This is a genomic window from Ilumatobacter nonamiensis YM16-303, assembly GCF_000350145.1.
Taxonomy (GTDB): Bacteria; Actinomycetota; Acidimicrobiia; order Acidimicrobiales; family Ilumatobacteraceae; genus Ilumatobacter_A; species Ilumatobacter_A nonamiensis.
The window spans coordinates 1-13,152 of sequence record NZ_BAOL01000049.1; the positions used below are offsets into that span (position 1 = coordinate 1).

Consider the following 13,152-nt stretch of genomic DNA (forward strand, 5'->3'; position numbering starts at 1 on the left):
CGCACGGAGCGCGGGAACAGATCACGAGAACGGGGCTCGACGTCGATCTGAGGTTGATTCCGCGGGCGATTCCGAAGATGACCGCTGATCGGGACGCGGCACTGCCACAATGGGGCGGTGCCTCGCTCGAAGACGACGTCGATCCCGCGCCCACCGGTGGCGCCGGCGGCCGACGCCGGACGATCGCGCCTCGGCGACTTGACGCGGCCCATCCCGGTCGACAAGCGAATCTCCCGCCGACCTCGCGCGGCGCTGTTCACCGGACTGTTCGCGCTCGGCATCGTCGCGTTCATCGGGATCGCCGTGTTCGTCCTCCCGGTCGGCACCTGGCGCGATCAGACCGTCGATCTCCAACAGCGCCAAGCTCAGCTCGACGAACTCCAACGTGTGAACAACGAACTCGAGGCCGAAACGATGCGCCTCGAGACCCCGGACGGGATCCGTGAAGCTGCACGTGAGGATTACGGTCTGATCGAGACGGGCGAGAACCGCTCCACCGTGCTCCCGTTGCCTCCGCTGCCGACCGATCTGCCCGACGGCTGGCCGTACAACGTGGTCACCCAGATCATCACCGCTCGTACGACCGAGTCCTGACGGGCGGTACAGTCGCCGGGGTGACGCCGAGCGATGTCAGCACCGCCCTGTCCGATCAGGGCTACCTCCCCGACGAAGGCATCTCGACGTCGGTCTTCCTGGCGATGACCCTCCAGCGGCCGCTGCTGCTCGAAGGTGAAGCCGGCGTCGGCAAGACCGAACTCGCGAAAGCCCTGAGCGCGGCGACCGGCGGCCAGCTGATCCGTCTCCAGTGCTACGAGGGAATCGACGTCGCCCAGGCCGTGTACGACTGGGACTACGCCCGCCAACTCCTCCACCTCCGCGCCACCGAGGCAACGGGTGAATCGCAGGCCATGACGTCCGACGACCTCGAAGCGCAGCTGTACGGCGAGCGGTTCATGGTCAAGCGGGCGTTGCTCCAGGCGATCGAACCGGTCGAAGGTCCCCCTCCGGTGCTGCTGATCGACGAGATCGACCGTGCCGACGACGAGTTCGAGGCCTACCTGCTCGAGGTGCTGTCCGACTTCCAGGTGACCGTCCCCGAGATCGGCGTGTTCCGCGCCGAGCGTCCGCCGCTGGTGGTCCTCACGTCGAACCGCACACGCGACGTCCACGACGCCTTGAAACGCCGGTGCCTCTACCACTGGGTCGAGCATCCCGACTTCGAACGCGAGGTGGCGATCGTGCGGTTGCGGGTGCCCGGGGTCGACGAGGCGCTCGCGCGTCAGGTCGCCGGCGCCGTCGAAGCGCTGCGGGACCTCAATCTGTACAAGCCGCCCGGCGTCGCCGAAACGATCGACTGGGCGAACGCGCTCGGACGCCTCGGAGCGACGCAGCTCGACGAACAACTCGTCCGCAACACGCTCGGTGCGGTGCTGAAGTATCGAGAAGATCACCAGCGCCTCGACCAGCACGGTGTCGGCGCGATCGTCAAGGAGGCCTTCGAGAAGGGGCTGCTGCACGGGTGAGCTGGGCCCCGCCGTCGGCCGACGAACGGTCCGTCGCGGGTCGTGCCGTCGACGCGCCGGCCGCGGACCCCGCGCGTATCGCCGTGGCCTTCACCCGACTCCTGCGCGGTGCCGGTCTGCGGGTTCCGACCAGCTCGACCAACACGTTCGCCGAGGCCCTGTGCGCCACCGGGATCGACGACCGCGACGGCGTCTACTGGGCCGGACGGGCCACGCTCGCCCGTCGCCCGGAAGACATCGAGGTCTACGACCGGGCGTTCGCCGTGTTCTTCGAGCAACGCTCGGGAAGCGAGAACGTCGACGAGGAGGACGAGCAACTGTCGATCACGATCGCGGTTGACGCGAACGACGACTCGTCGAACGACGACGACGGCCTCGGGGAGCCGAACGACGACCCGACGATCGAGCTGCGCTTCTCGGCGAACGAGGTGCTGCGCAACAAGGACTTCGCCCAGTACAGCCCCGACGAACTCGCACAGGCACACGAGCTCATGTCGAGCCTGCGTCTGGTGGGGTCACCACGCGCTTCGCTTCGACTCGGCCCCGCGAGTCGGGCGACACCGACACCCGACATCCGACGCACGATGCAGGCGACCCTTCGAGCGGGCGGCGAACCGATCGAGCGACACTTTCGCAAGCCGACCACTCGACTGCGGCGCCTCGTCATCCTGCTGGATGTGAGCGGTTCGATGGAGCCGTATGCCCGAGCGTTGCTGCGGTTCGTCCACGCTGCGGTGGCGGGACGGCAGAAGGTCGAGGCGTTCGCGCTCGGCACCCGGCTCACCCGGCTCACCCGCGAGCTCGGGAGCCGCGATCCCGATGTGGCCCTGTCCGCTGCGACGGACCGCGTCGTCGACTGGAGTGGTGGCACCCGACTCGGCGAGGGCCTGCGCCAGTTCAACGACGAGTGGGGTGTGCGCGGCCTGGCCCGCAACTCGATCGTCGTGATCCTGTCCGACGGCTGGGACCGGGGTGACCCCGACACGCTGGCCGAACAGATGGAACGCCTGCATCGCGTCACCCACAAGCTGGTCTGGGTGAATCCGCTCAAGGTCACCCCCGGTTATGCCCCACTCGCTCGCGGCATGGCGGCCGCACTGCCCCACATCGATGCGTTCGTCGAGGGGCATTCGGTCGCAGCGATGGAAGAATTGACCCGCGTCATCAGCCACGAGAGCCCGGTGACCCGATGAACAGGAGCTCGACATCATGAAGGATCTGCTGCCCGACATCGAACGGTGGCGTCGCGACGGTGAACGGATCGCCGTCGCCCGCGTCGTCGACATCGAGGGTTCGGGACCGCGCCTTCCCGGCGCCGCGATGGCCGTCACCGAATCCGGCGAGGTCGCCGGCAGCGTCAGCGGCGGGTGCGTCGAGGGAGCGGTCGTCGGCGAGGCACTGTCGATCCTCGACGGGACGACCAAGCCGCGAGTCGTCACCTTCGGGTACTCCGACGACGAAGCGTTCGCGGTCGGACTCACCTGCGGTGGAACGATCCATCTCTTCATCGAGGAACTGGCCTGGTGACCACCGCTCCGGACACCCCGCTGTTCGATCGCTACGCCGAGCTTCTCCGAACCGAGACCCCCGTGGCTCTGGCGACCATCATCGAGGGCGACCAGACCGGCGCGAAACTGCTGGTCACGACCGATGGAGCGGAGCCGCTGGGCACGCTCGGCCATCCCGATCTCGATCGCGTCGTCGCGCGCGACGCGATCGCGGAACTCGAAGCGGCCCGCTCCGGCGTGCGCAGCTACGGCCCCGAAGGCCAGACGACGCCGGAGGACCTGATCGACCAGCCGACGATTCGGGTCTTCGTGGAATCGCACGCTCCTCCGCCACAGATGTGGATCTTCGGAGCGGTCGATTTCACGGCCGCCCTCGCGCGCGTCGCCAAGATCCTCGGCTACCGCGTCACCGTGTGCGACGCCCGCGAGGTCTTTGCGACCAAGCGGCGATTCCCGATGGCCGACGCGGTGCGGGTCACCTGGCCGACCCCGATCTTCGACGAGTTGGGTGCCGAGCTGGGTCCGCGCGATGCGGTGTGCATCCTCACGCACGATCCCAAGTTCGACGTCCCCGCGGTGCAGGGCGCCTTGGCGACCCGGGTCGGCTACATCGGCGTGATGGGCAGCCGCAAGACTCACGACAAGCGGATGGAGCGGCTGACCGAAGTGGGCGTGGACGACGACGGGTTCAACCGTCTGATGTCACCCATCGGTCTCGACCTCGGCGCCCGGACGCCGGAGGAAACCGCGGTGAGCATCTGCGCCGAGATCATCGCCCGCCGTACCGGCAAAGGCGTCCCGAGCCTGCGCGACGCGAGCGGCCCGATCCACTCCTGACGAGATGTCCGTCGGTGCCTGGCACCAGCGGACGTTCAGCTGGAGTGCGTGGGGTCTCCGAAGCTGACGCTGCCACTGCGGATCGTGTCGACCTCCACGGTGCGGCCGCTGCTGACCGAGTGCACGATCGCGTCGTCGACACCGAGGTACAGCATCACATGGCCCGGATAGTGGACGAGGTCACCGGCTTCGGCAGACTCACGGTCGATCCGCTGCGCGTCCGAGATCTGCGAGCCCGACTGGCGGGTGAGGCTCACACCGGCACCACCCCAGGCGAAGGTGGTGAGACCCGAACAGTCGAATCCCTCGCCTTCCTTGCTGGTGTTGGTCCGATACGGGACGCCGACCTGCGTGAGCGCGCCGAGGACGGCGCGCTGGTGCTCGAGGCTCGTCGTACGCCATGCGTCGACCATCGCGAGTTCGTCGTAGCCGAGCTCACGGGCCGTGTAGCGCGCCGTGATCGCCCGGTGCCAGGCGAGGGACTGCTCGTCGGCCACCGATCCACTCTCGGCATATGCGTCGAGTGCCGCAACGGCCTGCCGCGCCGACGTGGTGATCTCCGGTGCCAGTTCGTTCACGTTCGACACCGCACCAGCGCTGCCGGAGTCGATGGCCATCGCGACGCCGACCGCACCGAACGAGGCGGCGACGATTGCGATGTTGCGCAGACCTCGTCGGGCGCGCACGGAAAGAGACGGGGTGGTGGGAGTCATGAGGCAAGAGGTCCAGTCGCGGCCGACGGCCGAAGACGCAGCCACGACGTTGTGGCGCGTCACTGTGTGACGGACGGGCAACATATCGTCATCGGATCGACACAATCAAGCGCGACATTGCCGATTCGACATCGGACCGACATCTGATCGTCCGAATTGACATGCAGACTTCGATGGTGATCGGAATCGACGCGCCGAAAACCGACCCGTGACCTGGCGCGACGCCGCGCCCGGGCGCGGAACCGTGACCGCGGTCGTGCTGGCAGCCGGCGGAGGAACCCGTTTCCGTGACATCGGTCACAAACTGTCAGCGATTCTGCCGGAAACAGCCGATCGACCCGACGAGTCGGTCGCCACGCGTTCGATCGCCGCCGCCGTCGCGGCCGAGATCGGGCCGGTCGTCGTGGTCACCGGACGGCTGTCGGCCGCGGATCTCGGCCTTCCCCACCGACCGGTCGGTGAAACCGACGAGGCGTCGAACGGCTCCGACATCATCACGGTCCACAACCCGTCCTGGAAGGACGGACAGATGACGTCGGTCCGAACCGGGATCACGGCCGCGCGGTCGCTCGAGAGCGATGTCGTCGTGGTCGGCCTCGCGGATCAGCCCGGTATCGAGCCAAGCGCATGGCGCGCGGTCGCCGCCGCCGCATCGTCCGACGCACCGATTGCGGTCGCCGTGTACGACGGTCGACGCGCCAACCCGGTGGCGCTGCACTCATCGGTGTGGGACCTGCTGCCGACCGCAGGCGACGAAGGTGCACGTAGTCTGATGCGTCTACACCCCGACCTGGTACGTGAAGTACCGTGCACGGGTTCCCCCTCCGACATCGACACCGCAGAGGATCTCCGACGATGGCAGAACAACTGACAAACGAATTCACGGTCAACCGCTCGATCGAGGAGGCATGGCCGATCATCACCGACCTCGAGAAGATCGCTCCCTGTCTTCCCGGAGCGGAGCTCCAAGAGGTGAACCACGACGACGAGAAGGGCGACGTCTACAGCGGTGTCGTCAAGGTCAAGCTCGGCGCGATCTCGACGCAGTTCAAGGGCGACGCCTACTTCGTGGAGAAGGACGACGAGGCCTACACCGCCTCGATCAAGGGCAAGGGACGTGACACCGGCGGGCGCGGCAACGCCTCGGCCGACATCTCGGCCCACGCCGAGAGCCTGTCCCCGACGAGCACCAAGGTCGTCGTCACGACCGATCTCCACATCACCGGGAAGGTCGCTCAATTCGGACGCGGCATCCTCGGCGACGTGAGCGCCAAGCTCATCGACCAGTTCGCCGACAACCTCAACACGATGATCGACGAGGACGGGGTTGCCGAATCCGGTGGCGATGAATCCGCCGACGCACCGGCCGCGACCGACCCGGCGACCGCAGCGACGGCCACCGACGCCGCCCCCAAGGCGCGCAAGATCAACGGTCCGGCTGCGGAGCCGATCGACCTGATGGAGGTGAGCGGCAGCTCGATCCTGAAGCGTGCCGCCCCTGCGATCGCAGCACTGCTCATCGTGCTGTTCATCCTGCGCCGCCGGAGCTGATGGACGATCGGGCCCGCGTCGCCGAACTCCTCGGCCGCACCCCGCGTGGCGAGTTCGACGTCGTGGTGCGCGATATCACCGGCGATCCTGTCGTCGTGCGCAACGCCCCGTTCCTCGATGACGGCACCCCGATGCCGACTCGCTACTACCTCGTCGGTCTCGACCTGGTGAAGGCGGTCAGTCGCGTCGAGGCGACCGGCGCGATCGACGAGGTCGAAGCCGAACTCGACGACGACACGATCGCGGCGATCCACCGTCGTTACGAACACGAACGTGACTCCGCGATTCCCGACGACCACGACGGTCCGCGCCCGTCCGGCGGCGTCGGCGGCACGCGCGTCGGCGTCAAGTGCCTCCACGCACACGTCGCTCACCATCTGGCGACCGGCGACGACGCGATCGGCCAGTGGACCATCCAACGCGTGCCCGTCGGGACCGCGGGTCTGCCTCCGGGGGTCGGCGCGTGACACCCGGTTCGCTGATCGTCGGCCTCGACGACCGCACGAGCCGGATCGAGATGATCGGTGGCGGTCAGTGGACCGTTCCCGTCGGCCCGGTCGGGCTGGTCGAGAACGAACTCGAGCGAGCGAATCGTCCGGCACCCGAGCAACTCACGAACGCCCTGGGTGTGGTGACCGACCACCTCGATGACGTGATCCGCGAGTCGCCGCTGGTCCTGGCAGCGCCCGCCATTGCGTTCGTGGGACCACACGCCATCGCTCTCGCGCACGTCGAACTCGGCGCCACCAGCATCCCACCGGGCTACGAACTCGAACGCAGCGACGCCGACGAGGTCTTTCGCACGCTGGTCGCCGAGCCGCGTGACGAACGGCTGCACAATCCGGGCCTCGACCCGACACACGTCGACACGATCGTCGGGACCTGTTGCGTCGTGCTCGCGGTGATGCGCCGCCTCGATCTGTCCGCCGTTGCGATCATGAGCGAAGCGGGTATCGCCTGACATGGGCCTTCGCCATCCGTCCAAACCGCCCGCACCGATCCACCTGTACGGGCGGCGGATCATGATGCGCCCGCTCGCCGTCAACGACTTCCGGGCGTGGAGCGAGGTCCGACAGCGCAACGGCGACTGGCTGACCGTGTGGGAACCGAGCCGGATCGCCCATCAGCCGAACCCGACCACCGACAAATCGGCGTTCGCGTCACGTTGTCTCCAACGCGACCGCGACCGTGCGGCGGGCACGGCGTACCAGTTCGGCCTGTTCGTCGATCAGCGCATCGCCGGCGAGGTCAACCTCAACAACGTGGTGCGCGGCGCGATGCAGTCGTGCACGATCGGATACTGGATCGACCAGGCCCACGCCGGCCACGGATACACCGTCGAAGGTGTCGCGCTCGTGATGCAGTTCGCATTCGAGCAACTCGGGCTGCACCGCATCGAGATCTGCATCGTGCCGCGCAACACGCGCAGTCGTCGCATCGTCGAGAAGCTGCAGGTCCGCAACGAGGGAATCGCCGAGCGGTACCTCGAGATCAACGGTACGTGGGAGGACCACATGCGGTATGCGATGACCAGCGAGGAGTGGCAGCTCCGCCGTCAGGACTTCGTCAACGACTGGATCGGCCACTGAGCACATGAGAGAGTGACCCGGCGGCCCCCGGCGCCGACGGGAATCGACGACGGGCAACCAACCAGGGAGAACCGTCGACGTGTCACCAACATCGTCCAAGCTGCGCAGCGGCTACCAGCTGTCGGATCGTTACGGCGAGGGCACCGACACGGTGTTCATGACCGGCATCCAGGCCCTCGCCCGTCTGCCGATCGAGCAGCTGCGCGCCGACCGTGCTCGCGGACTCGACACCGCTGCGTTCGCGTCGGGATATCAGGGTTCGCCGCTGAGCGGACTCGACCAGGAGTTCGCCCGGGCGGCGCGTGCCGCCCCGCAGCTGACGTTCGTCGTCCAACCCAACATCAACGAAGAACTCGGCGCGACGGCGGTGATGGGCAGCCAGCTCGCACCCGGCCAGCCCGACGCGAAGCACGACGGCGTACTCGGGATCTGGTACGGCAAGGCGCCGGGACTCGACCGTGCCGGTGACGCGATTCGCCACGGCGTGTACGCCGGTGCTTCGCAGCACGGTGGGGCGCTGGTCATCGTCGGCGACGATCCTGCCGCGAAGAGCTCGACCGTGCCGTCGAGCTCGGATCTGGCGCTGTGGGATCTCCACCTGCCGGTCTTCTACCCCGGCGATGTCCAGGAGGCGTTGGATCTGGGTCGCCACGCGATCGCGATGAGCCGCGCGACGGGACTGTGGACGTCGATGAAGATCGTCGCCGCGGTCGCCGACGGGTCGGGCACCGTCGACATCTCACCGGATCGCCTGGAGACCGTGATCCCGGACATGCACATCGACGGAGCCGAACCGGTCCACACGCCCGACGCCCGTCTGCTTCCACCCGTGAACATGGCGATCGAGCGCGACATCCGTACGACGCGCGTCGAGCGTGCTCGACGGTACGCGGCAGCGAACGGGTTGAACCGGATCACGGTCGACGCGAGCGACGCGTGGCTCGGCATCGCAGCGTCGGGGGTCACCTACGGCGAGACCCGCGAAGCGCTGCGGCGACTCGGCCTCGGCTCCAACCACGACCTCGAGGCGGCGGGCATCCGTCTCCTGCAACTGCGGATGCCACTCCCCTTCGACGGCGACGTCGCCCGTGAGTTCGCGGAGGGACTCGACGAGATCGTTGTCGTGGAGGAGAAGGACCCGACGCTCGAGCTGATGATGAAGGACGCCCTGTACTCGTCGCGGAACCACCCGCGAATCGTCGGAAAGCGCGACGAGAACGATGAGGAACTGATCGTCGGGTACGGGGTTCTCGTCGCGGACCAGATCGCACCGGCGCTTCGGCGACGGCTCGCGGACCGCCTCGGCGACCGATTGGTCGAGGAGCGACCCGCTCGGGGCCAGGCGTTGATTCCGCTCAGCGTCGAGCGCACGCCGTACTTCTGCTCCGGCTGCCCCCACAACTGGGGCTCGAAGGTGCCCGACGACGTGCTCGTGGGCGCCGGGATCGGCTGCCACACGATGACACTGCTGATGGACGACGACAAGGTCGGCACCACCGCCGGGCTGACCCAGATGGGCGGAGAGGGCGCTCAGTGGATCGGGATGGCACCGTTCGTCGACCGCCGGCACTTCGTCCAGAACCTCGGCGACGGGACCTTCTTCCACTCCGGTCAACTCGCGATCCAGGCTGCGATCGCCGCGGGTGTCGACATCACCTACAAGCTGCTCCACAACGGCACGGTGGCGATGACGGGCGGGCAGGACCCGGTCGGCCAGCTCGGTGTTCCGGACATCGCGGACGTGTTGATCACCCACGGGGTGCGCCGAGTGATCGTCACCACCGACGACGTCGAGCGGTATCGCGGTGTCGAGCTGCCTCATGACGATGCGGGCACCGTCGAGGTGTGGGACCGAGCGCGGATCGTCGAGGCACAGGAACAGCTGGCGACGATCCCCGGGGTGACGGTCCTCATCCACGATCAGGCGTGCGCCGCACAGAACCGACGACTCCGCAAACGCGGCACCGTGCCGACGCCCTCGCAACGGGTCGTGATCAACCACCGCATCTGCGAAGCGTGCGGCGACTGCGGTGTGGTGAGCAACTGCCTGTCGGTGCAGGCCGTGGATACGCCACTCGGCGTCAAGACGACGATCGACCAGACGACGTGCAATCTGGACTTCTCCTGCCTCGACGGCGACTGCCCGAGCTTCATGACGGTCGAACCAGCCGACGCCATGGACGCCCTGCCCGACACCGTTCCCACTCCACCGACGACGTTCGCCGAGCCGTCGCCGCGGACCGGTCGAGAACAGATCGACATCCGCATCGCCGGGATCGGCGGAACCGGCGTGGTCACCGCAGCGCAGGTTCTGGCGACCGCCGCGATGCTCGACGGCTACGACAGTCGAGGTCTCGACCAGACCGGCCTGTCCCAGAAGGCGGGGCCCGTGGTCAGCGACCTGAGACTGTCGACCGGCCGCACGCCCGAATCGAACCTGCTCGGCGACGGCACCGCCGACGTGTTGCTGGCGTTCGATCTGGTCACGGCCGCCACCCGCCGCACGCTGGAGGCGTGCGGCGCCGACCGAACCGTCGTGGTCGGTTCGACGAGTCCGACACCGACCGGATCGATGATCGGCCGTCCGGACCGCCGCGTTCCCGGTCTCGACGAACTGCGTGCCCAACTCGACCGGGCGACCGATGCCGACGCGACGCGGCTGGCCGACGCCGGAGCACTCACCGATGCGTTGTTGCAGAGCGCGACGTCGGCGAACATCTTCGTGATCGGCGCCGCGATCCAGCACGGAGCCCTCCCGATCCGGGCGGAATCGGTCGAGGAGGCGATCCGGCTGAACGGTGTGGAGGTCGACACCAACATCGCCGCGCTGCGCTGGGGCCGAGCGTGGATCGACGACCCCGCAGCGGTCGAGGCCGCGGCGTCCTCACGCCCCGCAGCAGCACCCGTCGTCGAGATCGAACCGCTGCCCGACGGTCTGGCGAAACACCTCGCCGCGATCGGTCTCGACCCCGAACAGGAGACGGTCGTCGAAATGCTCGCCGCCGACCTGGTCGGCTACCAGGACCGTGCGTACGCCGAGCGGTTCCTCGAGCGCGTCGGCTCCGCGCACAAGGTCGACGCTCGGGTGACCGACATCGTCGCCAGGTCGCTGCACAAGTTGATGGCGTACAAGGACGAGTACGAGGTCGCCCGCCTGCTGGTCGCCGACGAATCACGCGCGGCGGCAGAACGCGTCGGTGGTGCGGGCGCGACGACCACCTGGAGACTGCATCCTCCGCTCCTCAAAGCGCTCGGGCGGACGTCGAAGATCGGGGTGAGCGAGAAGATCGGTCGTCCGGCGATGCTCGCGCTCGCACGCGGCAAGCGGGTGCGGGGCACCCGTCTCGATCCGTTCGGACGCACCGAGATGCGCCGGACCGAGCGAGCGTTGATCGACGAGTACCTCGCGCTCGTCGACGCAGAGCTCGACCATCTGGGAGCCCATCCGGACGACATCGACGCGGTCCTCGCCGCCCTCGCACTGCCGATGGAGATCCGCGGCTACGAGGAGCTCAAGCTGCGTCGGGTCGCCGAGTTCCGAGCGGCGCTCGCGGAGCGGGAGGCGATCCGTTCGCACCGGTGACGCGAAACGGGGCCCCGGTCTCCCGGGGCCCCGTTCGGGCGGTTGATGGCGACGCTCAGGTCAGGATGTGATGATGCCCGAGTTGTCCCGGGTCGACTGCAGCATCTCGTTCTTCGCGGCGCGGAGTTGGGTCCGGCGCTTCCACATTTTGGTCTTCCAATGGCGCTTGGTGCGATTGCGCTTGGCGATCTTGCTCTTGGCGACGTCGGCGTCATGGTGGCTCGTGGGCTTCCATGCGCTCCCCGGCTCGTGGAGGTCTTCGGGCGGTACCCCGGCTGACACTCCCTGGGCGACGGACTGCAACTCGACGTGGATGCGGTGGCGCTCGCTGTGTGCGTGCGCTCGCCTCTCCTGTCGGGGCAGCATCGGCGTCTCGCTGTCGCGATGTCGCTGGCTCATTGGTGACCTCCTACTTTGCGGCACAGGTTGATAACGCCGCGGTGGATTCGGTTCCTGTCCGTTCAACAGTAGGTCATCCGGAGTTCGTCTGACAGGGCTCGCATGTAACAGTTCTGCGCGCTTTCGCCGTGACCGGCGTCACACCTGCTCAGCGACGGTGCCGGAGAGGGCCGGTCAGCTCGGCTCGAGCACGATGACGGGGATCTCGCGGTCGGTCTTCGCCTCGTAGTCGGCGAACACGGGTGCCAATTCCTTCTGGGTGCTCCAGATGCGTTCCCGTTCATCGCCGGCGGCCACTCGAGCCCGGAAGTTGCGGATCTCCGTGCCGATCTCGACGGTGACAGCCGGGTTCGCGACGAGGTTGTGGTACCAGGCGGGGTGCGTATCGGCACCGGCCTTGGACGCGAACACTGCGACTTCTCCCGCGAGGTCCTGGTACACCATCGGATGGACGCGCTCCTTGCCGGACTTCGCTCCCGTGGTGTGGAGGAGCAGGACGGGAGCGCCCTCGAACGGCCCTCCGACCTTGCCGTCGTTGGCGCGGAACTCGTCGATGATGCTCTGGTTGAAATCCGCGATCTCGCTCGCTGACGGTGTCTCGTCACTCATGACTTCTTGCTCTCCTTGGACGTGATCTTGGATTTGAGGGCGGCGAGCCGCTCTGCGAACCAGGGCTGCTGCGTGCTCCAGAGCTGCGGTTCCAGCTCGCGCGCGACGGCGTCGGGATGGTTGTCGATGTCGGCCATCGCCTGGATCGTCGCCTTGGTCGTGATCGCCAGCTCCCGGGGCACCGACGCCGCTCCCGCCGCGAACTCCTGCGCGAAATCGGCGAGTTCGTCGCGGGGCACCGAGCGGTAGGCCAGACCCACCCGCTCGCACTCCTTTCCGCCGAGCACCTGGCCGAAGACGACGGCGGCCATCGCGGTCTGCGGACCGGCGATGCGCCGCAGCATCCAGGTGTGGCCACCGCCGGGATGGATCCCTAGGTTCAGGAAACGGGTGTCGATGCGCGCCTCGTCGGCGATGATCCGGACGTCGCACCCCAGGGCGAGGTTCGCACCGGCGCCGACCGCCGCGCCGTTCACCGCCGCGAGCGTCGGGAGTGGGCTGCGTGCGATCCGCAGGAACCCCTCGTAGATGGTGCCCAGACTCTCTCCGGTCGCTTCGCTCAGGTTCCCGAGGTTCGCTCCCGCACAGAATGCGGGAGCCGTCCCGGTGACGACGAGCGCGCCGACGCCGTCGTCGCTCTCGAACGCGTCCATCGCCGTGATGATCTCGGCGACCATCGGAGCGGTGAGCGTGTTGCGTTCGTCGGGGTTGTTCAGCGTGAGGGTGGCGACCCCGTCGCGGACGTCGGTGAGCACGAGTGACATCCCCCGATCATGCCACCCGCCCCTCCCGACACCCCACCCCACCACGATCTCGTGATCTGTTCCAGCGCTCCGTGCG

Annotated in this window: 15 protein-coding genes; 11 read left to right on the forward strand and 4 right to left on the reverse strand. The window is 67.8% G+C overall.

What is annotated here, in order from left to right:
• Positions 1 to 117: 117 nt before the first annotated feature.
• From ON45_RS06055 to ON45_RS06075, 5 genes are read left to right on the forward strand one after another with little or no spacing between them, the layout of a single operon-like run.
• Entirely contained in the window at positions 118 to 594 is a 477-nt protein-coding gene (locus tag ON45_RS06055) for an FtsB family cell division protein (RefSeq protein WP_158412236.1), read from the forward strand.
• Positions 595 to 614: 20 nt separating this feature from the next.
• Positions 615 to 1,523 (forward strand): AAA family ATPase, encoded by a 909-nt coding sequence (locus ON45_RS06060; protein ID WP_040492732.1) that lies wholly within the window; start codon positions 615 to 617, stop codon positions 1,521 to 1,523.
• Entirely contained in the window at positions 1,520 to 2,716 is a 1,197-nt protein-coding gene (locus ON45_RS06065) for a vWA domain-containing protein (RefSeq protein ID WP_206537655.1), read from the forward strand. Before ON45_RS06060 ends, ON45_RS06065 begins: the two co-directional genes overlap by 4 nt.
• A 16-nt stretch (positions 2,717 to 2,732) precedes the next feature.
• Entirely contained in the window at positions 2,733 to 3,050 is a 318-nt protein-coding gene (locus ON45_RS23610) for an XdhC family protein (RefSeq protein ID WP_040492733.1), read from the forward strand.
• Positions 3,047 to 3,868, forward strand: a complete 822-nt coding sequence (locus tag ON45_RS06075) for an XdhC family protein (RefSeq protein ID WP_040492735.1) — start codon at positions 3,047 to 3,049, stop codon at positions 3,866 to 3,868. The genes ON45_RS23610 and ON45_RS06075 overlap by 4 nt, the downstream gene beginning before the upstream one ends.
• Before the next feature lie 35 nt (positions 3,869 to 3,903).
• On the opposite strand, the gene ON45_RS06080 is transcribed toward ON45_RS06075, so the two are convergent.
• Positions 3,904 to 4,554, reverse strand: coding sequence for a C40 family peptidase (locus ON45_RS06080; protein ID WP_040492736.1), 651 nt, complete (start codon positions 4,552 to 4,554; stop codon positions 3,904 to 3,906).
• 235 nt (positions 4,555 to 4,789) lie between these two features.
• Between ON45_RS06080 and ON45_RS21160 the strand changes: the two genes are divergently transcribed.
• From ON45_RS21160 to ON45_RS06110, 6 genes are all read left to right on the forward strand, one after another.
• Entirely contained in the window at positions 4,790 to 5,452 is a 663-nt protein-coding gene (locus ON45_RS21160) for a nucleotidyltransferase family protein (RefSeq protein WP_051062587.1), read from the forward strand.
• Positions 5,437 to 6,132 (forward strand): SRPBCC family protein, encoded by a 696-nt coding sequence (locus ON45_RS06090; protein WP_040492737.1) that lies wholly within the window; start codon positions 5,437 to 5,439, stop codon positions 6,130 to 6,132. The genes ON45_RS21160 and ON45_RS06090 overlap by 16 nt, the downstream gene beginning before the upstream one ends.
• Positions 6,132 to 6,599, forward strand: coding sequence for a DUF501 domain-containing protein (locus ON45_RS06095; RefSeq protein ID WP_051062588.1), 468 nt, complete (start codon positions 6,132 to 6,134; stop codon positions 6,597 to 6,599). Before ON45_RS06090 ends, ON45_RS06095 begins: the two co-directional genes overlap by 1 nt.
• Positions 6,596 to 7,093: a hypothetical protein gene (locus ON45_RS06100; RefSeq protein WP_040492738.1), complete on the forward strand. Its 498-nt coding sequence runs from the start codon at positions 6,596 to 6,598 to the stop codon at positions 7,091 to 7,093. Before ON45_RS06095 ends, ON45_RS06100 begins: the two co-directional genes overlap by 4 nt.
• Position 7,094: 1 nt before the next feature.
• Positions 7,095 to 7,721, forward strand: a complete 627-nt coding sequence (locus ON45_RS06105; protein ID WP_051062589.1) for a GNAT family N-acetyltransferase — start codon at positions 7,095 to 7,097, stop codon at positions 7,719 to 7,721.
• 79 nt (positions 7,722 to 7,800) lie between these two features.
• Positions 7,801 to 11,304, forward strand: a complete 3,504-nt coding sequence (locus ON45_RS06110; RefSeq protein WP_083914482.1) for an indolepyruvate ferredoxin oxidoreductase family protein — start codon at positions 7,801 to 7,803, stop codon at positions 11,302 to 11,304.
• A gap of 60 nt (positions 11,305 to 11,364) precedes the next feature.
• Here ON45_RS06110 and ON45_RS06115 read toward each other — a convergent pair whose 3' ends face one another.
• The 3 genes from ON45_RS06115 to ON45_RS06125 all read right to left on the reverse strand — a co-directional run bounded on the left by ON45_RS06115 (position 11,365) and on the right by ON45_RS06125 (position 13,076).
• A complete protein-coding gene (locus ON45_RS06115; protein WP_040492739.1) occupies positions 11,365 to 11,703 on the reverse strand; it encodes a hypothetical protein in 339 nt (112 codons plus the stop codon).
• Between the two features lie 174 nt (positions 11,704 to 11,877).
• A complete protein-coding gene (locus ON45_RS06120; protein ID WP_206537656.1) occupies positions 11,878 to 12,312 on the reverse strand; it encodes a nitroreductase family deazaflavin-dependent oxidoreductase in 435 nt (144 codons plus the stop codon).
• On the reverse strand, positions 12,309 to 13,076 hold the full coding sequence (locus ON45_RS06125; RefSeq protein ID WP_040492740.1) for an enoyl-CoA hydratase-related protein: 768 nt from the start codon (positions 13,074 to 13,076) through the stop codon (positions 12,309 to 12,311). The genes ON45_RS06120 and ON45_RS06125 overlap by 4 nt, the downstream gene beginning before the upstream one ends.
• Between the last annotated feature and the right edge of the window lie 76 nt (positions 13,077 to 13,152).

Coding starts and splice junctions, on each gene's coding strand:
- ON45_RS06120 (WP_206537656.1), bottom strand. CDS start 12,312: ATGAGTGACGAGACACCGTCAGCGAGCGAGATCGCGGATTTCAACCAG.
- ON45_RS06105 (WP_051062589.1), top strand. CDS start 7,095: ATGGGCCTTCGCCATCCGTCCAAACCGCCCGCACCGATCCACCTGTAC.
- ON45_RS06115 (WP_040492739.1), bottom strand. CDS start 11,703: ATGAGCCAGCGACATCGCGACAGCGAGACGCCGATGCTGCCCCGACAG.
- ON45_RS06095 (WP_051062588.1), top strand. CDS start 6,132: ATGGACGATCGGGCCCGCGTCGCCGAACTCCTCGGCCGCACCCCGCGT.
- ON45_RS06125 (WP_040492740.1), bottom strand. CDS start 13,076: ATGTCACTCGTGCTCACCGACGTCCGCGACGGGGTCGCCACCCTCACG.
- ON45_RS23610 (WP_040492733.1), top strand. CDS start 2,733: ATGAAGGATCTGCTGCCCGACATCGAACGGTGGCGTCGCGACGGTGAA.
- ON45_RS06090 (WP_040492737.1), top strand. CDS start 5,437: ATGGCAGAACAACTGACAAACGAATTCACGGTCAACCGCTCGATCGAG.